The organism is Streptomyces aurantiaciflavus, from assembly GCF_049808595.1.
Taxonomy (GTDB): domain Bacteria; phylum Actinomycetota; class Actinomycetes; order Streptomycetales; family Streptomycetaceae; genus Streptomyces.
In genome coordinates this window covers 18,397-43,779 of sequence record NZ_JBNCAQ010000046.1, presented here as the reverse complement: position 1 = coordinate 43,779, position 25,383 = coordinate 18,397, and the positions used below count along the sequence as shown (strand labels likewise).

Sequence of the window (25,383 nt, the reverse complement as noted above, 5' to 3'; positions counted from 1 at the left end):
GGGGCGCCCGCGGGGGCGCGGCCCCCCCCCCCCCCCGCGGCCCCCCCCGCCCCCCCCGGGGGGGGGGGGGCGGGCGGCCCCCGGCCGCGGGCCGGCGAGGCGCTCTCCCGGGCGGCCCGCCAGATGGTGCACCTCGGCCGGCCCGACGACGCCCTCGACCTGATGAAGCTCGCCCAGTCCGGCTCCGGCGACGAGGTGCTGCCGCGGACGCGGGCGATGTTCCACACCATCGAGGCCTGGGCGCAGGCGTCGATGGGCAAGGGCCAGGCCATGCGCCGCACCCTCGGTCAGGCGGAGGACCTGTTCGTCTCGAACAAGGCCGATGTGGAACCGCCGTCCTGGATGCAGACCTTCAAGGACGAGGACCTGTACGGCATGCAGGCCCTGGCCTACCGCACCCTGGCCGAGTTCGAGCCCGGGGCGGCCGTGCACGCCCAGTACTACGCGGAGAAGGCGCTGGCGCTGCGTGTCGACGGACGGGAGCGGTCGAAGATCTTCGACCATCTGTCCATGGCGTCGGCCTGCTTCATCGCCCACGACCCCGAACAGGCGGACCGGTACGCCCGGCTGGCCCTGATGTCGATGGGCTCGAACTCCTCCCGCCGCACCTGGGACCGGCTGCGCCAGATGTACCGGCTCACCGCGGAGTACGCCAACTACCCGAGGATCAGCGAGCTGCGCGAGGAGATCCGGCAGGCGCTGCCGAAGGCGAAAGGGGGAAGGGGCGGCAACACCGCCCAGGCATGAGTCGGTTGGCGGGGCCGGTTGCCACGGTCCCGGTCTTTTACGGCGTCACCCGCGCGACGAGCACACAGGCGTCGTCCTCGCGCCCGCGTGCACCGAACTCCTCCACGACCGTCCGCACGCAGTCCTGTGCGGTGCGCGCCGCGTCGAAGCGCGGGGCCAGGTCCAGCAGGGGGCTCACGTCGGCCGGTTCGCTGCTGTTCCGCGGCACCAGCCCGTCGGTGTGCAGCAGGAGCAGGTCGCCTTCTTCGAGGGTCTCCTCGGCCTGTCCGTAGGCGGCGCCCGAGGTGGCGCCGAGGAGGACGCCGTCCGGTGCGCTGAGCCGGCGCCCCGTCCCGTCGCGGAAGAGCAGCGGGGCGGGGTGTCCGGCCTGCGCCCACGTCAGGGTGCGGGTGCCGGGACGGTAGCGGCAGCAGACGGCTCCGGCGAGGGTCGGCTGGGCGCCCGCGTCCAGTAACTGGTTGAGCCAGCTCATCAGTTGGGCCGGCTGGGCGCCCGCCATCGCCATGCCGCGCAGGGCGCCCAGCATCATCGCCATGGTGGAGGTGACGGCCGGGCCGTGGCCGGTGAGGTCGCCGACGCTCAACAGCGTTTCGCCGTCGGCGAGTTCGAGCGCGTCGTACCAGTCGCCGCCGATGAGTGAGGTCGTGGTGGCGGGCAGGTAGTGCGCGGCGAGATCGAGTGAGCGGGGACCCTGGTGCGCGAGCCGCAGGGAGCCGCGCCAGGGCGGCAGCACGGCTTCCTGCAGCTCGACCGCGAGCCGGCGCTCGGTCTGTGCCGCGTGCCGGTGGCGCTGCAGCGAGTCACGGGTCTCGCTCACCGCCCGCCGGCTGCGGTGCAGTTCGCTGACGTCCCGCAGCACGGCCCACATCGAGGCGGTGCTGCCGTCGGCGTCGAGCACGGGCTCGCCCATCATGTGCACGGTCCGGACCTCGCCGTCCGGCAGCACGATGCGGAACTCGCCGTCGATGGGCCGGGCGTCGACGAGGCAGTCGGTGACCATCGCCGTCAGCTTCGGCCGGTCCTCCTCGAGGACGAGGGAGGGCAGTTCGTCGAGGGTGAGCGGGGGAGTGGCCGGGTCGCGGCCGAGGAGCTGGTACAGCTCGCCGGACCAGACGGCCTCGTCGGTGAGCAGGTTCCACTCCGCGCTGCCGACCCGGCTGAGCAGCGCGCCGCGCCGGGAAGCGGTCGGCGCGGGTGCGGCTTCGGCTTGAGGCGGTCCGTCCCGCAGTTGCGCCAAGTGGGCGTCGAGGTCGTTGAGTTGGTGCAGCGCCAGATCGTAGAGCGCGCGCTGCCAGCGTCCCTGGGGGTCCGTCCCGTCGTCCTGCGCGTCCCGTCGTACGGCGTCCACCTCGCCCTTGAGCCGTCGCGTCTGCGTGATCAGCGCGTCGACCGAGCCGTGTCCTGGCGGCTGGGCGGCTGGGCGGTCCGCAGAGAGGTGGGGTGGCATGACGCACTCCGATGCGGGGGACGGGGACGACCAAAGGCTGACGGAAGGGCCGTTACGACTGTTGCACAGCCCGCGACTCCGTGTAAGGGATTTGGCAACACACGATACGGTGATGCGTTTGGCATATGCCACAGTCTTCGTGAGGGCGTTGAGTCGTGTGAAACGTGTAGGCGGTGGAGGGGTCAAGTCGTAGGCGCCGTACGCGACTTGGAGGAATCGGCGGGTCGCCCGAGGGGGATCATCCGGGTGTTCGACGGTCGTGTGTTCCATGATGTCGGGCCGTGAGAGGCCGGACCGTGCACTCGTGACGCAGGTCACATCAATTCGCCGCCGCTTTTGCGTAATGCGAACGGCCCCTGCGAGGTCCTACAAGCATCACGCCGAAACGGCCGACCTCTCACCGCCGCGGAGACCGACCATGGACCTCGCCCACGTCACCGTCCGACAGACCGCCCGTGCCCAGCTCATCACCGCCGAGGAGCGGGAGCTCCCCGTCCCCGCCACGCTGCGCTACACCTCCGCCGACCCCCTCGCCGTGCACCTCGACTTCCCCTCCGAGGCCTGTCTGCAGGGCGATCCGGTCACCTGGACCTTCGGCCGTGCGCTGCTGGAGGAGGGGCTGCGCGGTCCGGCCGGCAGCGGTGACGTCCAGATCTGGCCGTGCGGCCGGTCCCGTACGGTGCTGGAGCTCCACTCCCCGCTGGGGCTGGCCCTGCTCCAGTTCGACACGGCGGCCCTGCGGCGTTTCCTGCTGCGCAGCTACGCCGTGGTCGCCGCGGGCCGCGAGGACGTCGGTGCCGCGGTCGACCAGGGGCTGAACGCCCTGCTCGGCAATGTCTGAGGGCCTTCGGCGTCAGCGGTACGGGTCCGGGCGCGGGGCGAGGTCCACGGCCACGCGCGTGCCGTTCTCCAGCGCCCGGACCCCGGCCTCGGCGACGACGGAGGCCGCGTAGCCGTCCCAGACGGACGGGCCCGTGACCCGGCCCTGCCGGGTGGCGTCGACCCAGGCCTGCACCTCGCGGTCGTAGGCGTCGACGAAGCGGACCAGGTAGTCCTGGGGCACATCCGTGCCGGCGGTGCCCCGCGCGGTCGTGAGCAGCCCGTGGTCGTCGCCGATCCGGGCGCTGCCCGCCTCGCACACGGCCTCGCAGCGCACCTGGTAGCCGAAGCCGCAGTTGACGAAGACCTCCACGTCGACCAGGGCGCCCCCATCCGTCTCGAAGAGCACGAACTGCGGGTCGAGCAGGCCCTCCGGGGCGCCGGACGAGGAACGCGGCCGCAGCACGGTCACGGCCGTCAGTTCCTGGCCCAGCAGCCAGCGGGCCGCGTCGATCTCGTGCGACACCGAGCTGTCGATCAGCATGCCGCTGGTGAAGCCGGGCGGCGAGGAGACGTTGCGGTGGGTGCAGTGCAGCATCAGCGGCCGGCCGAGGCGCCCGTCGTCCAGCAGCGCCTTGAGCCTGCGGTACTCGGCGTCGTAGCGCCGCATGAAGCCGACCTGGGCCAGACGCCGGCCCAGCCGCGCCTCCGCCTCCAGGACACGCAGCGCGCCGGCGGACTCCGGCACCATGGGCTTCTCGCACAGCACCGGCAGCCCGCGGGCGAAGGCCGCGAGCAGGGCCTCCTCGTGGGCGGGACCGGGTGAGGCGATCAGCACGGCGTCGACGCCGGGGGCGTCCAGCGCGGACTGCGCCTCGCGGTGCACCGAGACCCCCTCGATCCCGGCGGCGGCCTCCTTCGCGCGGGCGGTGTCGGGATCGGCCACGGCGGCGACCCGGGCCCCGCTCACCACGCGGTCAAGGCGCCGTATGTGGTCGGCGCCCATGTGTCCGGCGCCCAGTACCGCCACGCCCAGCAGCTCACCCACGTGCGCTCTCCCTCCGGCCGACGATCACGCCGTAGCGTACGCCGCCCGGGGAGGACCGGGCCCGTCCGGTGGACCGGCTTGCCAGTGCCGCGGCAGGCAACGTTTGCCCGTTGGGGGGCGGCGTCGTGGGGGTACCTCCCGCCCGAGCCGCGAAGCCGGTTCGAGGGTGGGGGAGCGTGCTCTCGGTGTGCCGGCCGGAAGCCCTCGTACTGGATGTACTCGGGCTTTCGGCCGGTGCGGCGAGAGGGCGTGCCGGGCGTCGCGACGGGGCGAACGTCGCCTGCCGCGGCACTAGTAGCGGAGCACTCCCGCGATGCCGGCCGCGTCGCCCAGGGTGCCGTCGGGGACGAAGCGGACCTCGGCGCCCGTCTCCAGGCACTGCTCGACGATCTCGTCCACGATGTCGTCGCGGGCGTCGAGGTCGCTGCTCTCGGCCGGGACCAGATGGGCGCCGTCGTCACGCACGGTGACGCGGTAGTTCTCCTCGACGGCGAGCAACCGCACCCTGCCCTCCCGCGCGCTCTGCCAGACCTCGTCGACGCCGGCCGCGAACTGCTTGCGGCCGAGGGCCGACACCAGCTCCTGGCTGACCGTGTTCACGCTCTTGCGGGCCTCGGCGGCAACCAGGGGCCGCACGGCCTGCCACACCGCGTCCGGGGTCCCGTGCGACAGTCCGCCGTGCGGGACGTGCACCGCGTCCCTGGTCACGGTGCCGATCTCGTCGAGGGCCGACAGCGCCGCCTGCTCGCCGGTGAGGTACAGCGGCCGCGGGTCCTCGCGCAGCAGACGGCTCATCGCCGCGTCCGCGTCCCGCAGGAAATGGCGGGTGTCCTCGTCGCGGAAGGTGCTCGGGATGTCGCCGATCTGCTCCTGGCGCTCGGCGTCGAAGTTCGGGCGATGCCTGGTCAGCGGGAAGCCGCCGGAGTGGTCCTCGGTGACCCGGTCGACGCCGCCGCTCCACAGCGTGACGCGGTCGGCGGAGACCGACAGCACCCAGAACGGCCGCTCGGCCGCCTGTGCGGAGACCAGGTTGCGGGTGAGGAAGGTGTCGGAGAGGACGACCCGCTCGGGCACGGGACGGGCCAGGGACCACACCTGGTGCTCGCCCGGCGCGGCGAAGATCACCAGGCCGTCCTCGGCATGCGCCAGATCGACCTCGGCCAAGGCCCGGTCGAGCTGCTCGGCGACGTCGACGCGTCGCTCACGGGTGACCGCCGGGTCGGACTCCAGCTGCTTCTTCGCCTCGGCGACGACATTGCGCAGCCGGACCCGGTCCTGGGCGTTCAACGGGTCCCGGCGGTGTGTCGGGGTCAGCACGGACACCGCGGGATAGGGGCGCGGGCGGCGCAGTTCGGAGAGGGTCGCGGGGCTGAGTGCGTGCTCCATAGCAGCACGATAGGTCCGATTCGCGTAGGGGGCATTTGGGGCAAGGAGGTCGCGCGGGGCCGGTGCGCGGGCGGGACGGCGGATGCGATGTGGTGTGCCCGCCGCGGAGGATCTTGTAGGGTTCCGACTGTGCGCGTCTGCTGTTCGAACGCGTCAACTCCGTTCGACACGCAGGGTTTACATGGGTTCGACCCGTCGCGCGAGCGGGCCTTTGCTAGGGTGTTACTCGCCGGTAGCAAACTGAGTGGGGGGACGGGGACCCGGTAAGCGGACCGGTGAGCGGTTCCCCGGTGGACGGACGAGGCGGGTGATCCGGCGACGGCGCCGGAGCGGTCCCGGAGTCCGCGCGGACGCGGATGTCGCATCTCGAACTCCAGTTCCCCCGCGCGCTGACAGACAGGTGAGACTCGTCAACATGGCTCGTTCCCTGGTCGATCTGCTGACCACGCACGCCACGCACCAGCCCGACCGGACCGCCTACCGCTACCTCGTCACGGGGGACCTGGACGGAGAGATCCAGGAGATCTCCTACGCCCGCCTGGCCACCCGTTCCCGGGCCGTCGCCGCCTGGCTCCAGGAACGCGGCCTCGCCGGCTCCCGCGCGATGCTGCTCTACCCGCCCGGCCTGGAGTTCGTCTGCGGCTACCTCGGCTGCCTCGCCGCCGGAGTCGTCGCCGTACCGGGCGTGCCCCCGCAGGGCCGCGCGCAGAACCACCGCGCCCTCACCCGGATGAAACGCCTGATCGCCGACGCGGACGCCAAGGTGATCCTGGGCGGCCGCGAGGTCATCGCCGCCCTCGGCGCCATGGCCGAGCACCTGCCCGAACTCGCCGAGATCACCTGCGTGGCCACCGAGGACATGACCGAGGAGGCGGCCGCGGCCTGGCGCGAGCCCGACCTCACCGCCGACTCCGTCGCCTTCCTCCAGTACACCTCCGGCTCCACCTCCGCCCCTCGCGGAGTGATCGTCACCCACGGCAACCTGCTGGACAACGAGCGGGTCATCACCGAACGCATGGGCCACACCCCCGAGGTCGTCGAGGAGTACGGCCGCGAACTGATCGTCAGCTGGCTGCCCGTCTACCACGACATGGGACTCATCGGCCCGGTCCTGAACACGGTCTACCTCGGCCTGACCACCACCCTGTTCTCCCCGCTGCACTTCCTGCAGCGCCCCGACCGCTGGCTGCGGGCCGTCAGCCACTACCGCCCGCACACCAGCGGCGGCCCCAACTTCGCCTACGAGCTCTGCCTGAAGCACGCCACCCCCGAACTCGTCGACGACCTCGACCTGAGCTCGTGGAAGGTCGCCTTCAACGGCGCCGAACCGGTGCGCGCCGCCACCCTGCGGCGGTTCACCGAAACCTTCGCCCCGGCCGGGTTCCGCCGCGAGGCCTTCTACCCCTGCTACGGGCTGGCCGAGGCCACCGTCATGGTCACCGGCGGCACGGTGGGGCGGCCTCCCGTCCTGCTGGACGCGGACGGCGGTACGACCGACGCCGCCGCCGTGGGCTGCGGGAAGCCCGGCGAGGGGTTGACCGTCGTCGTCGCCGACCCCGAGCGGCAGCAGGAACTGCCCGAGGGCGAGGTCGGCGAGATCTGGGTGCGGGGCGCGAGCGTCGCGAAGGGCTACTGGCGCAACGCCCTCGCCACCCGCGAGTCGTTCCGCGCGACCCTGCCCGGCCGCGAGGGCCGCTTCCTGCGCACCGGCGACCTCGGATTCCTGCGGGACGGCGAGCTGTTCGTCACCGGCCGGCTGAAGGACCTGATGGTCGTCGACGGTCGCAACTACTACCCGCAGGACCTGGAACTCTCCGCCGAGATGTCCCACCCCGCGCTGCGGCCCGGCTGCACCGCCGCCTTCTCCGTGGACCACGGCGTCGAGGGAGAACTGCCCGTCCTCGTCGCCGAGGTGGCCTCCGACGCGGCCGGCGAGGCCGAGAAGATCACCGATCTGATCCGGGCCGCGATCGGCGACGCCCACGGACTGCCCGTGCACGACGTCGTCCTGGTCCACCCCGGCACGATCCCCAAGACCTCCAGCGGCAAGATCCAGCGCCGCGCCTCCCGCACGGCCTACCTCGACGGCACGCTCTCCGTGCTCGGCGCACCCGCCGACGGATGACGACGGCCCCCGTCGGCCCACCGTTCGGCCGACGGAGCCGCTCACCCCCGACCGCCGAATCCGTCCCTTCGCTCCGGCTCGCGCCTCTCCCGGCGTACCGAACCCGCCGCGCACCCAGTTCACGAGGACTCCTCTTCCGATGCCTGCGAACGCGTCTCAGCACCACAACCCCGAGCCGTCCGTGACGACCGCCGAGGGCGTGCGCGCCTGGCTGGCGACGGCCGTGGCCGCGGCGGCCGGACTCGACCCGCTGACCGTCGACCCGCACCGCCCGCTCGCCGAATTCGGCCTGGGATCCCGCCAGTTGGTCGCTCTCGGCGCCGACCTCTCCGAGCGGACCGGCCGCACCCTGGAGCCGTCCCTCGTCTTCAACCACCCCACGATCGCGGCGCTCGCCGACGCGCTCTTCGAGAAACCTCAGGCCGACCAGGCGTCCGAGCAGCCGGGGCGCGTCGAGCACGACGACATCGCCATCGTCTCCATGGCCTGCCGCTTTCCCGGCGGAGCCGAGGACCCCGAGGCCCTGTGGCGGCTCCTCGACGCCGGACAGGACGTCATATCCGAGGTCCCGGCGGGACGTTGGGACACACGAGGCCTCCTCGATCCCGACCCGGAGGCCACCGGCAAGGCCTACACGCTGAGCGGCGGCTTCCTCGACGGCATCGACCGCTTCGACGCGCCGTTCTTCGGCATCTCCCCGCGCGAGGCCGCCGCCATGGACCCGCAGCAGCGGCTCCTGCTGCAGACCACGTGGGAGACCCTCGAACGCGCCGGCATCGTCCCCGACACGCTGAACGGCAGCTCCACAGGCGTCTACATCGGCCTCTACGACAGCGGATACCTCGGCGCGGCCTCCCTCGGGCAGCTCGACGGACACGTCGGCACCGGCTCGGCCGCCAGCGTGGCCTCCGGGCGCATCGCCTACACGCTCGGCCTCCAGGGACCCGCGGTCACCGTCGACACGGCGTGTTCCTCCTCGCTGGTCGCGCTGCACCTCGCGGCGAGGGCGCTCGCGGCCGGGGAGTGCGACCTCGCCCTGGCGGGCGGTGCGACGCTGCTGGTGACGCCGCGCGGGCACGTCGAGTTCAGCCGGCTGCGCGGGCTGTCGCCGTCCGGGCGGTGCAGCCCGTTCTCCGCCGACGCGGACGGTGTGGTGTGGGCGGAGGGCTGCGGGCTGGTGCTGCTCAAGCGGCTCGCCGACGCCCAGCGGGACGGCGACCGGGTCCTCGCCGTCGTCAAGGGCTCGGCCCTCAACCAGGACGGCCGCAGCCAGGGGCTGAGCGCGCCCAACGGGCTCGCGCAGGAACGGGTGCTGCGGGCCGCCCTGGACGCCGCCGGACTGCGCCCGCAGGACATCGACTACGTCGAGGCCCACGGCACCGGTACCCGGCTCGGCGACCCCATCGAGGGCAACGCGCTCGCCGCCGTCTTCGGGCCGGGGCGGCCCGCCGACCGGCCCCTCGGCGTCGGCTCCCTCAAGTCGAACATTGGGCACACCCAGGCCGCGGCGGGCATCGGCGGCGTCATCAAGACGGTGCTGGCCCTCGGGCACGAGCGGATTCCGGAGTCCCTGCACGCCGAGACGCCCACCGAGCACATCGCCTGGGACGGCAGCGGGCTGCGCGTGACCACCGGCGCGGTGGCCTGGCCGCGCCGCGCGGACCGGGTGCGGCGGGCGGGCGTGAGCGCCTTCGGGATCAGCGGGACGAACGCGCACGTGGTGCTGGAGGAGGCTCCCCGACGGGAAGGGGCGACCCGGGACGAGGGGCCTCACGAGGGAGTGCCTCAGCAGGAGGGAGTGCCTCAGCGGGAGGGAGTGCCTCAGCGGGAGGGAGTGCCTCAGCGGGAGGGGGCCGGCCGGGCGGACGGGGTGCGTCGGGCGGACGGGACGTCCGGGGCCGGCCGCACAGGGCCGACCCTGTTCCCGCTCTCCGCCCGCAGCCTGCCCGCCCTGAAGGGACAGGCCGAGCGCCTCGCCGCGGCCCTGCGTGAGCGACCCGAGTCGCCCCTTCCCGCCGTCGCCGCGACCCTCACCCACCACCGCACCCACTTCGAGCACCGGGCCGTCGTCCAGGCGGCCGACCGCGACGAACTCCTCGCCGCACTGGGCGCGTTGGCCGACGGACACCCCGACCCCGACCGGACCACGGGCCCCCAGCACGCCTTCCCGCCCGGCAAGGTGGCCTTCGTCTTCCCCGGCCAGGGGGCCCAGTGGCCCGGCATGGCCCGTGACCTGCTCGCGCACGACCCCGTGTTCGCGGACGAACTCGACCGCTGCGACGGCGCCCTGCGCCCCTTCACCGAGTGGTCCGTCGCCGCCGTGCTGCGCGGCGACGCGGGCGCGCCCTCCCTGGACCGCGTCGACGTCGTCCAGCCGGTCCTCTTCGCCGTGATGGTGTCCCTGGCCGCCGTGTGGCGGGCCCGTGGGATCCGCCCGGACGCGGTGATCGGACACAGCCAGGGCGAGGTCGCCGCGGCCTGCGTCGCCGGGGCCCTCAGCCTCAACGACGCGGCCGCCGTCGTCGCCCTGCGCAGCCAGGCCCTGACCGCGCTGTCCGGCACCGGCACCATGGCCGTGGTCGCCCTGCCCCACACCGAGGTCGAGACCCGTCTCGCCGGCCTGGACGGCCGGGTGTCCGTCGCCGCCGTCAACAGCGGGCGCTCCACGGTGATCGCCGGCGAGGTGGAGCCGCTCCAGGCACTCCTCGACGCCCTCGACCGTGAGCAGGTGTTCGTCCGCCGGCTCGACGTCGACTACGCCTCCCACAGCGCCCAGGTCGAAGCGGTCCGCACGGAGATCCTCGACGAACTCGACGGGGTGACCACGTACCCGGCCTCCGTGGCCTGGTACTCCACGGTCACCGGCGAGCCCGTCACCGAGGAACTGGAGGCCGACTACTGGTACACCAACCTGCGCGAGGCCGTCCGCTTCGCGCCGACCGTGGAGCGCATGGCGGCCGACGGGTACCGGTGCTTCGTCGAGCTGAGCCCGCATCCCTCCCTGCTGACCGCCGTGCGCACGATCGGCGAGGAGGCCGGGCACGAGCTCGTCGCCGTCGGCTCGCTGCGCCGGGACACCGACGGGCCCGCCTGCCTGGACCGGGCGGCGGCCGAACTCCACGTCCACGGACGGTCCGTCGACTGGCGACGCGTCGTTCCCCTCACGGCCCCGGCCGCACTGCCCACGTACGCCTGGGACACGCAGCGGTACTGGATCGAGCCCGAGGGCGCCACCGGCGGCGCCGGACTCCTCGACCGCGCCGCGCACCCCTTGCTCGGCATCCAGCTCCGGTCGGCGGACGAGACCCGCTGGACCTTCCGCAACGAATGGTCCCCGGCCACCGCCGACTGGCTGCCCGACCACGCCGTGTTCGGCCGCACCGTCGTCTCCGGCACCACCCTGCTCGAACTGTGCCGGGCCGCTCTCGCCGCCGCCCGCCCCGACGAGCCCGCCGACGTCACCGGCCTGCTCCTCCTCGCCCCCCTCGTCCTGCCCGCCTCCGGCACCGTCGAGGTGTCGGTCGAGGTGGTCGCCGACGGTCCCGCGCCGGAGGTGACCGTGCACAGCCGTCCACGCGGTCAGGAGGCGGCGGGCTGGACGCTGCACGCCACCGCGTCGGGGTCCGAGCCGGCCGTGGCGGCGGGGGAGCGGCCCCCGGTCCGGCCCGAGGGCGCCGCGCCGGCGTGGACCCCGGAGACGTACGAGCGGCTGAGCAGGACCGGCCTCGGCTACGGCCCCGCCTTCCAGGGCGTACGGGATGCGGTGCTCACCGGTGACGGGGAGCTGCTCGCCCGCCTGTCCCTGCCGCCAACCGCCCGTGACGTGGCCGACCCCTACCCGGTCCACCCGGCGCTGCTGGACGCCGCCCTGCACGTCGCCGCCGCGCTCGACGCCGCCGACGACCGGGTCCTGCTGCCCGTCGCCGTGGGCCGCTGCACCCTGCCGCCCGGCGGAGCCGCGGACCTGACCGCCTCCGTGCGGCGGACGGGCGCGACGGCCGCCGACGTCACCCTCGACGTCACCCTGTGGGACTCCGACGGCTTCTTCGCGGGCCGCCTGGAGGACGTACGGCTGCGGACGGCGACGCCGGCCGACCTGAGCGGCGGCTCGGAGAACGCACGGCATCTGTACGAGGTGGCGTGGACGGCCGTGGACCTTGGGGCCGACGCTCAGGAGGGGGAGTGGGCCGTCGTCGGCGATCCGGCCGAAGCGCGCCGGCTGGAGGCGGCCGGGATCCGGGTGAGCGACACAGACGCCGATGTCGTCGTACGGTTCTGGCCGCGGCCCGCGTCCGACGCTGAACCCGCCGCGGCAGCACAGGAGTTGGCCGCGACGGCACTCGCCGAGTTGCAGGCGCTCGTCGCGCTCGCGCCGGGGCGGGCGCCCGCGCGGACCGTCTGGGTGACGCGGGGCGCGGTCGCCGCCGGTGAGGGCGACGCCGTTGCGCATCTCGCGCAGTCCGTGCTGTGGGGGCTGGCCCGCAGTGCGCGCGCCGAGCACCCGGACCTCGGGCTGACCCTGCTGGACATCGACGGCCCCGACTGCGCGGACGCGCTCCGGGCCGCCGTCGCCCAGGCCGGCGAACCCGAACTCGCCCACCGATCGGGGGAGTTGCTGGCGCCCCGGCTGATCCGCGCCCGCGCCACGGACAGCGGGACGGTGCCCAGCGACGGCACCGTCCTGATCACCGGCGGCCTCGGTGCCGTCGGCCGGCACATCGCGCGCCTGCTCGCCGAACGCGGCGTGCCGCGCCTCGTGCTGACGTCCCGTCAGGGATCCGACGATCCCCGTGCCGCCGACACCGTCGCCGAACTGGCCGCCCTCGGTGCCGAGGCCGAGGTGGCCGCCTGCGATGTCGCGGACGCCGACGCCCTGGCCGATGCCCTCGCCCGCGTGAAGACGCCCCTGCGGGGAGTGGTCCACTGCGCGGGCGTCCTGGACGACGGAGTGATCGCCGAGCTGACACCCGAGCGGCTCGCGCGGGTGCTGCGGCCCAAGGTCGACGGCGCCACGCATCTGCACCGGCTCACCGCCGGGCTGCCGCTGGAGATGTTCCTGCTGGTGTCCTCGGCCGCCGGCGTCCTCGGCAACGCCGGCCAGGGCAACTACGCGGCCGCCAACGTCTTCCTCGACCAGCTCGCTCACCACCGGCGCGCCCAGGGGCTGCCCGCGGTCTCCGTCTCCTTCGGCGCCTGGGCCGGTGAAGGCCTCGCCGCCGAACACGCCGACCTGGCGCGCATGGCCCGCCTCGGTCACCGCGCCCTCACCCCCGACCAGGGCCGCGACCTGGTGGAACTCGCCCTGCGACGCGGCACACCGCACCTGGTGGCCTGTGCCCTCGACCTGCCGCGTCTGCGCGAGACGGTGGCCGGGGCCGCTCTGTGGCGCTCACTGCTGCCCGCACCCCGCACCACCGGCCGGGACGGCGGCCTGGCCGGCCGGCTGGCCGCGCTGCCCGAGGCCGAACGCGCCGACCGCGTCCTCGCCCTCGTCCGCGAGGAGGCCTCCCGCGCCCTCGGCCTGCGCTCGGCGGAGTCCGTCCGGCCCGACCAGCCGCTGCGCGAACTCGGCATGGACTCGGTGACGGCGGTCGAACTGCGCAACCGCATCGGCGCGCGCCTCGCCGTCAAGCTCCCGGCCACCCTGCTGTTCGACCACCCCACCCCGGCCCGGCTCGCCCGCCACCTGCTCGACACCGCACTCGGCGCGACGACCGCCAAGGCGGCGGCCGCCGCACGTCCGGCCCGCACCGAGCCTCCGGCCGACGAGCCGATCGCCGTCGTGGCGATGGCCTGCCGTCTGCCCGGCGGCGTGCACGACCCCGACGACCTGTGGCGGCTGGTCGCCGACGGGCGGGACGCCGTCGGCCCCTTCCCGGCCGGGCGCTGGGACGTGGAGTCCCTCTACGACCCCGACCCGGACGCCCCCGGCAAGTCGTACGCCCGGGACGGCGGATTCCTCGACGACATCGACTCCTTCGACGCGGGCTTCTTCGGCATCACCCCGAAGGAGGCCGCCGCCATGGACCCGCAGCAACGGCTGCTGCTGGAGACGGCGTGGGAGGCGCTGGAGCACGCCGGGATCGTGCCCGCCGCCCTCGCCGGCAGCACCACCGGCGTGTACGTCGGCATGTTCGGCAGCGACTACCTGGCCGGCACCCGCCTCGACCAGCTCGACGGCTACGTCGGCACCGGCTCCGCACTGAGCGTGGCCTCCGGCCGGCTCGCGTACGCCCTCGGTCTGCACGGGCCCGCGCTGACCGTCGACACGGCCTGCTCGTCCTCCCTGGTCGCCACCCACCTCGCGGCGCAGGCACTGCGGTCGGGCGAGTGCGACCTCGCGCTCGCCGGCGGGGTCACCCTGATGGTGACCCCGCAGACCTTCGTCGAGTTCAGCCGACTGCGCGGGCTGTCCGCCGGCGGCCGCTGCCGCTCCTTCTCCGACGACGCCGACGGGGCGATCTGGTCCGAGGGCGCGGGCATGCTCGTCCTGAAGCGGCTGAGCGACGCCCGGCGCGACGGCGACGAGGTGCTCGCGGTGCTGCGCGGCACCGCCGTCAACCAGGACGGCCGCAGTCAGGGCCTGTCCGCCCCCAACGGGCCCGCCCAGGAACAGGTCGTCCGGCGCGCTCTGGAGCAGTCCGGGCTCACTCCCGCCGACATCGACCACATCGAGGCGCACGGCACCGGCACCACCCTCGGCGACCCCATCGAGGCGAACGCCCTCTCCCAGGTCTTCGGCGCCACCCGCCCCCAGGACCGGCCGCTGTACCTGGGATCCCTGAAGTCCAACATCGGTCACACACAGGCCGCTTCGGGCGTCGCCGGGCTGATCAAGGTGGTGCAGTCGCTCCGGCACGAGACCCTCCCGGCCACCCTGCACGCGGACACGCCCAGCCGGCATGTCGACTGGGACGACAGCGGGCTGCGGCTGCTCCAGGAGGCGCGGCCCTGGCCGGCGACGCGGGAGCGAGTCCGGCGCGCCGGGGTGAGCGCCTTCGGGATCAGCGGCACCAACGCCCATGTGATCGTGGAGGAGGCGCCTGCCGGCGAGCCCCTGCCGGAGGCCGAAGGGCCGGACGGCGACGGCAAGCGGCTGTTCGTCCTGTCCGGGCGCGGTGAGGCCGCCGTCCGCGGACAGGCCGCGCGGCTCCTGGCACACCTCACCGAGGACACCGTCCTGCCGGACGTCGCGTACACCCTTGCCCACCACCGCAGCCACTTCGAGCGGCGTGCCGCTGTCGTGGCCGGCGACCACGGCGAACTGCGCGCCGTTCTTGACGCGTTGGCGTCCGGCCGGGCGCCGCTGACCGCGCCCCGCGAGGAGCAGGGCGGGAAGGTCGCCTTCGTGTTCGCCGGGCACGGAGGCCAGTGGCCCGGCATGGGGCTGCAGTCGTACGCCGACTCCGAGGCGTTCCGTGAGGAGCTGACCCGGATCGACGAGGCCGTGCAGCGGCACGTCGGCTGGTCCGTGCTCAATGTCCTGCGCGCTCCCGAGGAGTTCTCTCCGCTGGAGCGCACCGAGTATCTCCAGCCGGTGCTGTTCGCGGTCAACGCGGCGCTGGCCGCCGCCTGGCGCGCACTCGGCGTCACCCCGGACGCCGTGACCGGACACAGCCTGGGTGAGATCGCCGCCGCGTACCACGCGGGCGCCCTCACCCTCGACGACGCCGTGACCGTGGTGACCGGGCGCGCCCACGCGGTCGTCCCGCTCGTCGGACGCGGCGGCATGGTCGCCGTCGACCTCCCGCACACCGAGGTCGAGGAGCTGCTCGCCCCGTACGCGGGACGGCTGTTCGTCGGAGCCGTGAACAGCGCCCGCTCCACCGCCGTCTCCGGCGAAGCCGGCGCCCTGGCGGAGCTGGGCCGCCGGCTGGAGGAGCGGGGTGTCACCGTCCGCCGGCTGTCGACGCCGTTCGCCTCGCACAGCCCGCTCATGGAACCGCTGCGCGACGAGTTGCTCGACCGCTTCTCCGGCGTCCGGGGCACGCGGACGGACATCCCCCTGTACTCGGCGGTGGCGGCCGAGCCGGTGGACGGCGGCCGCCTGGACGCCGCGTACTGGTACGCCAACCTCCGGCAGCCCGTCCGCTTCGCGGACACCGTCACCCGAATGCTGGACGACGGCTACCGCTACTTCGTCGAGCTGAGCCCGCACCCGTCGCTCACCGCCGCCATCGAGGCCGTGGCCGCCGAGGCCGGCATCGACGCCGTCGGCGTCGGCTCGCTGCGTCGCCAGCAGGACGGCCGGGCCATCCTGCTGCACCGGGTCGGCGAGCTGTACACGGCGGGGCACGCCCCCGACTGGACGGCACTGTTCCCGCAGGGCCGCCGCCTCGACCTGCCCACCTACGCCTTCGCCCGCGAACGCCACTGGCTCGCTCCCGCCCCGGCCACCGCGCCCGGTGTTTCTCCCCTGCTCGGCACGCACATCGAGGCCAGCGACGAACCCGACCGCCACCTCTTCCAGAGCGACCTCGACCTGCGCGACAGCCGTCTCGCCCACCTCGCCGACCACCGGGTCGCCGGAGAGGTCTGGCTGCCCGGTGCCGCCTTCCTCGGCATGGCTCTGGAAGCCGCCTCCACTGTGGGTGAGGGCGGCGAAGTGAGGCTGGAGGACGTGCGGTTCGTCCAGCCGCTGCGCCTCCAGGAGGACGAGCCCGTACGGCTGCAGCTCGTCCTGCGGCCCGCGGGGGAGGACGGCTCCCGCGAGTTCGCCGTGTCCTCGGCGACCGCCGGCGGCCGGCGCTGGGAACGTCACGTCAGCGGTCGAGTCGTCGCCGACGGCGCCCCCGTCGACGGCCCCCCGGTCTCCGAGCCCCACCTGGACGACATACGCGAGAACTGCCCGGAGGCCGTCGAACTGGCGGCTGTCTACGCCCGGTTGGGCGCGCTCGGTATCGACTACGGCCCCGCCTTCCGCAATCTGGAGGCGGGTCACCGCGGCGACACCACCGCCCTCGGCCGGCTCGCCCGGCGGCCCGCCGCCGGACACCTGTTCCACCCCGCTGTCCTCGACTCCGCCTTCCACACGGCCGCCCTGCCCGCCGCCGCGCCCGAGGGCCGGGCGTTCGTGCCCGCCGGGTTCGGCCGCGTCCGCTTCACCGGACGCCGCACCGCGCCCGTCTGGGCGAGCTGTGAGCTGCGGTCGCTCGCCGGGGACACCGCCACCCTCGACCTGCGGCTGTGGGACGAGGACGAACAACTCGTCCTGGAGGCCGAGGAGTTCCGCCTCGCCGCGCTCTCCCCGCTGGACGGCGCCCTCTTCGAGACCCGCTGGCAGCCCCGCCCGGCCGCCCAGGAACCGCCCGCCGAGGGAAGCTGGCTGATCCTCGCCGACGGGACCGGGACCGCCGACGACCTCGTCGCCCGCCTCCGCTCCTCGGAGGTGCCGCACGTCGTCGCGCGCAGCGCGGCGGAGTTCGCCGTCGAGGGCCCCGGGCGGTACGCCCTCGACCCCGCCGACCCCGGCCACCTGGCCCGGCTGCTCGACGAGGCGTATCCGGACGCCCTGCCCGCCCGGGTCGTCCAGCTCACCGCGCTCGACGCCCCGCCCGTCGCCGACGAGCGCACGGCCGAGGAGGCGGCCCGGCTCTGCTGCCTCAGCACCCTGCACCTGGTGCGTGCCCTCGCCGACCGCCCCCGTGGCCGTGCCCCGCGCCTGTTCGTCGTCGCCCGCGGCAGCCAGGCCGCCGGGGACAGCGAACAGGTCGTGCACCCACAGCAGGCGCTCGCCTGGGGCTTCGGACTCGCGGTCGCCCAGGAGTACCCCGAGCTGTCCACCACCCTCGTCGACCTGCCGCCCGGCGACGGCGCCGACGCCCTGTGGACGCAGCTGCGGCACGCCGACGACGAACGCCTCGTCGCCCTGCGCGACTCCGGCCGTCTCGTGCCGCGGCTGGCCCGCACCCACCCGGACGCCGACGGCGACCACGGCATCTCCCCCGAGGGCGTCCACCTGATCACGGGTGGACTCGGCGGTCTCGGCCGCGTCGTCGCCGAGCGGCTCGTCCGGCGCGGCGCCCGCCGCCTGGCCCTGCTGAGCCGGGGCACACCGGCCCCGGACGCCCAGCGCTGGATCCGGGGGCTGGAGGAGCGCGGGGTCACCGTGCACCTCGCCCGCGCCGACGTGGCCGACCGCGTCGGCCTCACGGCCGCCCTGGACGCCGTACGACAGGAAACCGGGCCCATCGCCGGGATCGTGCACGCGGCCGGTGTCCTCGACGACGCGACCGTGGCGAACCTGACCGACGAGCGTGTCCTGCGGGTCCTCGCGCCCAAGGTGCTCGGCACGGCCCTGCTCACCGAACTCGCCCCGGAAGCGGGGAACCTGGTCCTGTTCGCCTCGGCGGCCGGTCTGCTCGGCTCGCCCGGACAGAGCCCCTACTCGGCGGCCAACGCCTTCCTCGACGCCTGGGCCCACCACCTCTCCCGCACCGGGCGACGGGCGCTCAGCCTCGACTGGGGCGCCTGGTCCGGCGTCGGCATGGTCGCCGAGTCCGGCACCCGGACCGCCGAGACGGGCCGCTCCGGACTGGTCGCCTTCTCCCCGCAGGAGGGCGGCGAGCTGTTCGACCAGGTCCTCGCCAGCTCCCGCCGCCAGCTCGCCCCGATGGCCCTGGACCGGGAGCTGCTCGCCCTCGCCCCGGACGCGGTCCGCACCCGCCCCCTCCTCGCCGACCTCGTCACCGCGCCCACCGGCACCGGTGACGCGGACGAACTGGTGCGGAAGGTGTTCGCCGCCACCACCGACGAGGACCGCGCCACCTGGCTCGACGCCTACGTCCGCGCCCGTGTCGGCGAGGTCTCCGGCGGCATCGTCGACGCCACCGCGAGCACCGCGCTGAAGGAGCTGGGCCTGGACTCCCTCATGCTGGTGCGGCTGCGCAACTCCTTCGCCCGAGAACTGGGCGTCGAACTGCCCACCGCCGAGATGTTCGCCGCCGCCGACATCCGCGGCCTGGCACGGACCCTGGCCGCCGCCCTGCCCGAGCGGGCGGTGGACCAGCCGCCCGCCGGTCCCGCCGCCGACCCGGTCGCGGACGTGCCGGAGACCGAGACGCACCCGGCCACCCGTGACGTCGTGCGCCTGCTGCGCAGTGCCCGCCCGGACATGCCGCAGGCCGCCCACGCCGTCGGCCTCGCCGTGCGTCTCACCACTGCGACGGATCGTGAGACGCTCACCGGTGTCGTGGCCCGGCTCGCCGCACGCCACGCCGCCCTGCGGACGGCCGTCGTGACCGGCGCGGAGGGGCGCGAGCTGAAGGTGGTCCGGGAGCTCCCGGAGCCCTTGCTGCGCTGGACGCCCGTGACGGCGGAGCCGGACGCGGCCGAGCGGCTCCGGGAGCTGCTGGAACCGCCGTTCGATCTCGGGACCGCGCCCCTGTGGCGGTTCGAGCTGCTGGACGCCCCGGACCCGTGGGGCCAGATCCTGGTCTTCGGCGCCCACCATGCGGTCAGCGACCTGCAGTCCCTGCTGCTCGTGGCCGGTGAGATCGACGCCGAACTGTCCGGCACCCCGCTCGACGGCGACGTCAGCAACCGGGACGTCCACCTCCTGATCGAGGCCCAGCAGACCGGCGAGGGCACGGCGACCGACGCGTGGCGTGCGGCCTTCGAGGGCAGTGAGCGGCTCGACCTGACGCTGTCGAGTCCCCGCCCGGCCGAGCGGTCGTACCGGGCCGGGAGCGTCACCGTCTCCCTGCCCGACGGGCTCATGGACCGTGTGGCGGAGGCCGCGAGCAGGCTCGCCGTCACCCCCGCCGCCTTCTGCCTGGGCACCCTGACCGTGCTGCTGGCGCGGAAGCGGGAGAAGGAACGCTTCGTGCTCGCCGTGCCGGTGGACACCCGCATCCACGCCGACGCCTTCGACGCGGTCGGCTTCTTCGGCGTACCGGTGCCCTTCCCGGCCGAGGCGCGGGCGGCGGAACCGGTGGCGGAGGTGCTGCGCCGCACGGACGGCCGTATGGAACGGCTGCTGGCGAAGGGCGCGATGTTCTCCGACGTCCTGGCCACACTGGCCCGGCAGGGGCTGCACCGGGCGAACGCCCCGCTGGTGGAGGTCTACTTCAACTACGTCCGCTACGGAGGCCGCCTCGAACGGCTCGACGTCCTGCCGGCCGGCACCGGGTACTCCGACCTCGACCTGATGATCACCATGACCCCGGACGCGGGCCGCGTCCGGCTCGACCACAACCTGGACATCCTGGACGCGGCGGCCACGGCCGGGCTCGGGGAGGAGTTCGTGCGGCTGCTGGGGGAGGTGGCCGAGGACGCCGCCGCTCCCGTGCGTACGGCGCCGGTGCCCGCCACGTCGCCGGGCTCCATAGCCCTCGCCGCCACCTTCGCTCTCGGGCACCTCCCACTGATGTGCGAGACGGCCCTCAAGGACGCCGGCGGCCCCACGGTCGCCGAGGCCCCGTACCACCAGGTGCTCGCCGCCCTGCGCGACCCGGCCGGCGTCTTCGCCGACCCGGCGACGGCGGTCGGCGCCGTGCTCCTGAGGGCGCGGGACCTGGAGCGGTTCGGCCCGGTGGACGACGCACTCCTCGCCGAGCTGCGCACGCAGTACCCGGCCGCGCTGCGCGCCGTGGCCGAACGGACCCGCAAGCCGCTGATCGTCGGCTTCCTGCCCGCCGCCCACACCGATGAACGCCTCACCCGATGGGAGCGGGAGATCGCCGAGGAGCTGACCGGCCTGCCGGGCGTCGCGGTGCTCGGCCCCGACGACTGGACCCGCCACCACCCCGTCGGGGAGCGCTTCGACGAGCGCACCGAACGGCTGGCCCACCTGCCCTTCACACCGCCCTTCCAGGCGGCGGTGGCCCTGACCCTCGCCGACGTCGTCCGCGCGGTGCTGCGGCCCGCGCCCAAGGTGATCGCCGTCGACGGCGACGAGACGCTGTGGAGCGGCGTGGCGGGGGAGATCGGTCCCGAGGCCGTGGACCTGTCCGGGCCACGCGCGCTGCTCGCACGGCGGTTGTTGCAGTGGCGCGCGGCCGGGGTGCTGCTGGCGCTCGTCAGCAACAACGACGAGGAGACCGTCCGTGCCGTCCTCGACCGGCCCGACAGCCTGCTCAAGCCGGAGCACTTCAGCGTGCTCTCCGCCGCGTGGGCGCCGAAGCCGACCCGCCTGACGGAGGCGGCCCGCACCCTCGACCTCGGTGTGGACAGCTTCCTGTTCCTGGACGACAACCCGGCCGAGATCGGCAGGATGCGCTCCGCGCTGCCCCAGGTCCTGTCGGTGACCTGCCCGCCGGAGGCCGGACTGGAGGAGTTCCTGCACCGGTTGTGGCCCCTGGTCCCGGCCGCCGCGACCGCCGAGGACGCGCTGCGGGCCCGCTTCTACGACCAGGAGCGGGAGCGGGACGCCGTCCGCGATCAGGCCGGGTTCGAGGAGTTCCTCGCCCAGCTGGAACTCGAGGTCGACATCCGGCCCCTGGGGGAGGACGACGTCCAGCGGGCCGAGCAACTCGTCCGCCGCACCAACCAGTTCACCCTCCGCGCCCGCTCGGCCGACGGCGGTGACCTCGACCGGTGGCGGCAGCGCGGCGAGGTGTGGACCGCCGCCGCCCGGGACCGCTTCGGCGACTACGGCCAGATCGGCCTGCTCGCCGTCCGCGCCGAGGGCGACCGACTCGACGTCCTGGCCTGGCTGATGAGCTGCCGCGCCCTCGGCCGGGGCGTCGAGGAACGGCTGTTGGGCCGCCTCGCCGACCGGGCCGACGAACTGGGCTGCACCAAGGTGCGGCTGACGGCCGAGCGCACCCCGCGCAACGCGCCGGCCCGCCGGATCGTGGCCGCCCTCGGCGGGGGCGACCCCGACGACGAACGGCTGGAGACCGTGGCGACACCGGAGCACCTGCGGGCGTTCCGGTCCTGGGCGCAGTGAGGGCGTCGGGCGGCCGTGCCGCAGTGAAGGAAAGGACCGTGCACACTGTGAAGGGCTCTGATGCGTGACATGAACGAGGACGCGGCGGCGAACGCCGGGCAGCGAGCGACCGCCGAGTCGATCGAGCGGGGCGGAAGCGGGCTCAGCGTGACCGAGCTGCTGGCCATGGTCACGACGGCGACGAGCCCGGCTGAGGCACCGACGGCGGGCCCGGACCCGAACCCCGCGCACGCGGTTCCGGCCTCGGAGCCCGCGCGTGCAGTTCCGGGCCCGGATGCCGCGCAGGCAGTTCCGGTCTCGGATGCCGCGCGTGCAGTTGCGGCCCCCGAGGCCGGGCAGGCAGTTCCGGCCCCGGAAGCCGCGCGCGCTGTTCCCGCCTCGAATGCCGCACTCACGGTTCCGGCCTCGGAGCCCGCACGCGCGGTTCCCGCCTCGGAGGCCGCTTACGGAGTTCCGGCCTCGGAGCCCGCCCATGAGGCTGTCGTGCCGGACGTGGACGGCTTGGCCGCCGCCATCGCCGCCGCGGCCGGCCGCTACCTCCCCCAGGGGGCTCTCGACCCGGGCGCCGACTTCTTCGACGCGGGCGGCAGCTCCGTGCACGCCGTGGAACTCGCGGCGGAGCTGGAGCGCGACCTCGGCGTGGAGCTGGACCTCGACGACGTGTTCGCCGACGCACGTCCGGTCAGCCTGGCCCGGCGCTGGCTGGAGGCCGCCGGCCACGAGGCGGACCTCAGGGCCGCCAAGGGCGTCGGCACCAGCACGGTCACCGCGGTCACCGCCGTCACCACGGCCCCGACAGGCACCACGGCGTCCGCTGCACCGACGCCCCCGGCCGGCCTCACGTCCCCGGCCCCTCGCTCCCCCCGACCGAGCGCGACGCTCCCCCTCCCCGCCCCGGAGGACTCCCCGCACACCACCGCCCGCCGCGAGGACCTCGACCAGATCCTGGCCGACCTCGCCCTCGCCGACCGTCTCCCCTTCGTCCGCTCGCCCGAGCCGCTGCCGCCCCGCCGGATCCTGCTGACGGGCGCGACCGGCTTCCTCGGCAGTCACATGCTGCTCGACCTGCTGAGGCACAGCGACGCCCATGTCCACTGCCTGGTCCGCGGCGCCGACGAGGAGACCGCGACCGCCCGGCTCGCCGAGCGGTTGCGCAGCTACCGGCTGCCCTGGAACGCCGAGGTCCGCCGCCGGGTCACCGTCCATCCCGGCGACGTCCGCAGGCCCCGCCTGGGTCTGTCCGAGGAGGTGTGGCACACCCTCGCCCACGAGGTGGACAGCATCGTCGGCGTGGCCGCGGCCGTGGACTTCCTGCGCGGCTACCGGTCGCTGCGGGCCAGTAACGTCCTCGGCACCCTCACCCTCGCCGAACTCGCCGCCACCGGACGGCCGAAGCCGCTGCACCACATCTCCTCGATCGCCGTCTTCAACGAGGTCGGCATCACCTCCATGGGCGAGGACGACCCGCTCGCCCACGTCGACCGCCTGATCGCGGGCTACGACCAGTCCAAGTGGGCCGCCGAGGTCGCTCTGCGCCGCGCCCGCGACCACGGCCTGATCGTCTCCGCCCTGCGCCCCGGCGGCATCAGCGGCCACAGCAGGACCGGCGCCTACAACCCGCAGGACCTCAGCAGCGGCCTGATCTCGGCCTTCGGCCGCTTCCGCACCGTCCCGGCGTTCCGCTACCTCAACGCGGCCCCGGTCGACTGGGTGAGCCGGGTCGCCGTGGCCGTCGTCTGCGAACCCGACGCCTGGGGCTTCGACTACAACCTCACCGGCGTCCCGAACACCCTCGACGACGTCGTCCGCGACATGGCCTTCGGCGGCATGCACGTGCGGGTCCAGGACTGGGACGAGTGGCGCATCGGCACCCTGGCCCGCCTGGAGGCCGAGCCGGTCCCCGAACTCACCTTCCTCAGCCGCGTGTTGCAGAGCCCCACGGCCCTCAAGCTGTGCGAGGCCACCCTCAAGGGCCCGGCCGCCGGCGGCGAACGCACCGACGCCCTCGTCGAGGCCCTCGGCCTGCCACCCGCGGCCCGCTACGACGCCCGGGCCCAGCTGAAGACGTTCGAGAGGCTCGCCGGCGACGGACTCGCCCGGCTGCCGCAGAAGGAGGACCAGCCGTACCTGTGGTTCGCCGAGACCACCGAGGGCAGTGTGCGCACGGTCGGCGACGGCACCGTCAGCCCCTGCTCGACGGCCCTCACCCTCTCCATCGCGAGCATGTACCAGCTGGTGAAGGAACGCCGGGTGGACGTCACCGGCGAGGTCACCTGCCCCGCGCTCCACGCCGAACCCCTCACCGTCGTCCACGGAGACGTCTGGGTCCGCCCCGAGGAGGGCATCCCGCAGCAGCACGGCCTCAAGCACCAACTCCTGCGGTACAGGCTCCGGTTGCGTGACGCCGACGGCGGACTCTGGTGGCTGGAGGGCCACAAGTACGCCCGCGCCCGCCGCGACCTGTGGCGTCAGACCCGCGCGCTCTCGATCGAACTCGGCCGCGAGGGCGAGTCGGCGACGCTGACCGGGGAGGTCGTCGTCCCCGCCGACTCCTACGTCCGCGACCAGATCGACGGCATCCGGGTCGCCCCGCACCTCACCGCCCAGGAGAAGCGCGCCGCCAAGCTGACCTGGCTCGCCTGGTTCGGCCTGGAGATGGGCCGCGGCCTCCTCGGCCCCTTCGCCCGCGCCGCCGCGGACCTGCTCGACCTGCGCCGCACCCCGAACCCCACGGAGCACCACCGATGATCTTCAGGACGACCCCAGCTCCCCGGCGGCCGCTGCGCAAGGTCAGGACCACCACCGCCCTGCGCCCCCTGCGCCACCGCCTCGACCCGGCCCGCGTGGAGGAGATCCCGTTCCGCGCGGCCGACGGCGTCCGCCTCGGCCTCACCCGTGTCGACACCGGCGACACCGGCCGCCCCGCCGTCCTCCTGCTGCACGGCCACACCGCGTCCGCCGACATGTTCCTGCTCCCCGAGACCCGCAACCTCGTCGACGCCCTCCTCGACGACGGCTACGAGCCCTGGCTGCTGGACTGGCGGGGCAGCTGCCGGCTGCCGTACAACGAGACCGGCGCGCGGTACACGTACGACGACGTGGCCCTGTACGACATCCCGGCGGCCGTCACCCACATCCGCGAACGCGTCGGTGACCGCCCGCTGTTCGTGGTCGCCCACTGCATCGGCTCCCTCACCCTCTCCCTCAGCATGGCCGCCGGACTCGTCCCCGGTCTCGCCGGAGTGGTCTCCCAGGGCGTCTTCCTCACACCGAAGCTGGCCGGCCGCACCTCCCTGCGCATGTCCGTCGCGGCGGAGCTGCTCAAGACCCGCATCGACCACATCCCGGTCGACTTCCGCAAGGTCGGCCTCCGGTCCAGGTACACGCCCCTGTTCGCCCTCGCCTCCCGCGGGGCGAGCTGCCCGGACCCGACCTGCCAGATCCTGCACAACTCGGCCTGGGGGACGGGCGCCTCCCTCTTCGTGCACGAGAACCTGTCCGAGACCACCCACGACCGGCTCGCGGAGCTGCTCGGCCCGGCGCCGCTGTGGATCCTGCCCCACCTGCGCCGCATCGAGCTCGCGCGCAGCGTCGTCCGCTGGCACGACACCGACCACCGCTACCGGGCCCTGCCGGCCAACGCCCTGGACGCGGCCGCCCGCATCGACACGCCCGTCCTGCTGCTCGCCGGCAGCGAGAACGGCCTGTGGCTCGACTCGCAGAGGCTCTGCCACGAGGTCCTCGCCCACCGGCAGCCCCAGCTCGACGTCCGGTACACCGAGATCCCGGGCTACGGCCACCTCGACACCTTCCTGGGCCGTGGCGCCGCCCTCGACGTCTTCGGGCACATCCTCGATTTCCTCGGCGAACGACGGTGACGGGGACCCCGCCCGCCGGTTACCGTACGCGTCAGTAACCGG

General features: G+C 74.4%; 8 protein-coding genes and 1 pseudogene. 6 read left to right on the top strand and 3 right to left on the bottom strand.

The features are described from left to right. Positions 1 to 81: 81 nt before the first annotated feature. A pseudogene (locus tag ACPT94_RS37380) lies at positions 82 to 747 on the top strand (NsdA family TPR-like regulatory protein); the annotation flags it as partial. Between the two features lie 37 nt (positions 748 to 784). Here the strand turns inward: ACPT94_RS37380 and ACPT94_RS37375 are convergent. Further along, the gene (locus ACPT94_RS37375) at positions 785 to 2,194 is read right to left on the bottom strand and encodes a PP2C family protein-serine/threonine phosphatase (protein WP_360339388.1); all 1,410 of its coding nucleotides are present in this window, start codon (positions 2,192 to 2,194) and stop codon (positions 785 to 787) included. Positions 2,195 to 2,612: 418 nt separating this feature from the next. On the opposite strand from ACPT94_RS37375, the gene ACPT94_RS37370 reads away from it, so the two are divergent. Beyond that, positions 2,613 to 3,035 carry an SsgA family sporulation/cell division regulator gene (locus tag ACPT94_RS37370; protein ID WP_360339385.1) on the top strand — a complete coding sequence of 141 codons (423 nt, stop codon included), beginning with the start codon at positions 2,613 to 2,615 and terminating at the stop codon, positions 3,033 to 3,035. A 12-nt stretch (positions 3,036 to 3,047) separates the two neighbouring features. Here ACPT94_RS37370 and ACPT94_RS37365 read toward each other — a convergent pair whose 3' ends face one another. Both ACPT94_RS37365 and ACPT94_RS37360 read right to left on the bottom strand, forming a co-directional pair. Then, positions 3,048 to 4,061 (bottom strand): Gfo/Idh/MocA family protein, encoded by a 1,014-nt coding sequence (locus ACPT94_RS37365; protein WP_360339382.1) that lies wholly within the window; start codon positions 4,059 to 4,061, stop codon positions 3,048 to 3,050. A gap of 291 nt (positions 4,062 to 4,352) precedes the next feature. Next, positions 4,353 to 5,447: a baeRF3 domain-containing protein gene (locus tag ACPT94_RS37360; protein WP_360339379.1), complete on the bottom strand. Its 1,095-nt coding sequence runs from the start codon at positions 5,445 to 5,447 to the stop codon at positions 4,353 to 4,355. 415 nt (positions 5,448 to 5,862) lie between these two features. On the opposite strand from ACPT94_RS37360, the gene ACPT94_RS37355 reads away from it, so the two are divergent. The 4 genes from ACPT94_RS37355 to ACPT94_RS37340 all read left to right on the top strand — a co-directional run bounded on the left by ACPT94_RS37355 (position 5,863) and on the right by ACPT94_RS37340 (position 25,341). Beyond that, positions 5,863 to 7,572 carry a fatty acyl-AMP ligase gene (locus ACPT94_RS37355; protein ID WP_360339376.1) on the top strand — a complete coding sequence of 570 codons (1,710 nt, stop codon included), beginning with the start codon at positions 5,863 to 5,865 and terminating at the stop codon, positions 7,570 to 7,572. A gap of 139 nt (positions 7,573 to 7,711) precedes the next feature. After that, on the top strand, positions 7,712 to 21,463 hold the full coding sequence (locus ACPT94_RS37350) for an SDR family NAD(P)-dependent oxidoreductase (RefSeq protein ID WP_425247203.1): 13,752 nt from the start codon (positions 7,712 to 7,714) through the stop codon (positions 21,461 to 21,463). 60 nt (positions 21,464 to 21,523) lie between these two features. Next, complete coding sequence (locus ACPT94_RS37345; protein WP_425247202.1) at positions 21,524 to 24,211, top strand: thioester reductase domain-containing protein; 2,688 nt, start codon at positions 21,524 to 21,526, stop codon at positions 24,209 to 24,211. Next, complete coding sequence (locus ACPT94_RS37340) at positions 24,208 to 25,341, top strand: alpha/beta hydrolase (RefSeq protein WP_425247201.1); 1,134 nt, start codon at positions 24,208 to 24,210, stop codon at positions 25,339 to 25,341. The genes ACPT94_RS37345 and ACPT94_RS37340 overlap by 4 nt, the downstream gene beginning before the upstream one ends. The last annotated feature ends 42 nt before the right edge of the window (positions 25,342 to 25,383 follow it).

Bases quoted from the DNA above. Each gene is read 5' to 3' on its own strand.
- ACPT94_RS37375 (WP_360339388.1), bottom strand. From the start codon at position 2,194: ATGCCACCCCACCTCTCTGCGGACCGCCCAGCCGCCCAGCCGCCAGGA.
- ACPT94_RS37370 (WP_360339385.1), top strand. From the start codon at position 2,613: ATGGACCTCGCCCACGTCACCGTCCGACAGACCGCCCGTGCCCAGCTC.
- ACPT94_RS37360 (WP_360339379.1), bottom strand. From the start codon at position 5,447: ATGGAGCACGCACTCAGCCCCGCGACCCTCTCCGAACTGCGCCGCCCG.
- ACPT94_RS37355 (WP_360339376.1), top strand. From the start codon at position 5,863: ATGGCTCGTTCCCTGGTCGATCTGCTGACCACGCACGCCACGCACCAG.
- ACPT94_RS37350 (WP_425247203.1), top strand. From the start codon at position 7,712: ATGCCTGCGAACGCGTCTCAGCACCACAACCCCGAGCCGTCCGTGACG.
- ACPT94_RS37345 (WP_425247202.1), top strand. From the start codon at position 21,524: ATGCGTGACATGAACGAGGACGCGGCGGCGAACGCCGGGCAGCGAGCG.
- ACPT94_RS37340 (WP_425247201.1), top strand. From the start codon at position 24,208: ATGATCTTCAGGACGACCCCAGCTCCCCGGCGGCCGCTGCGCAAGGTC.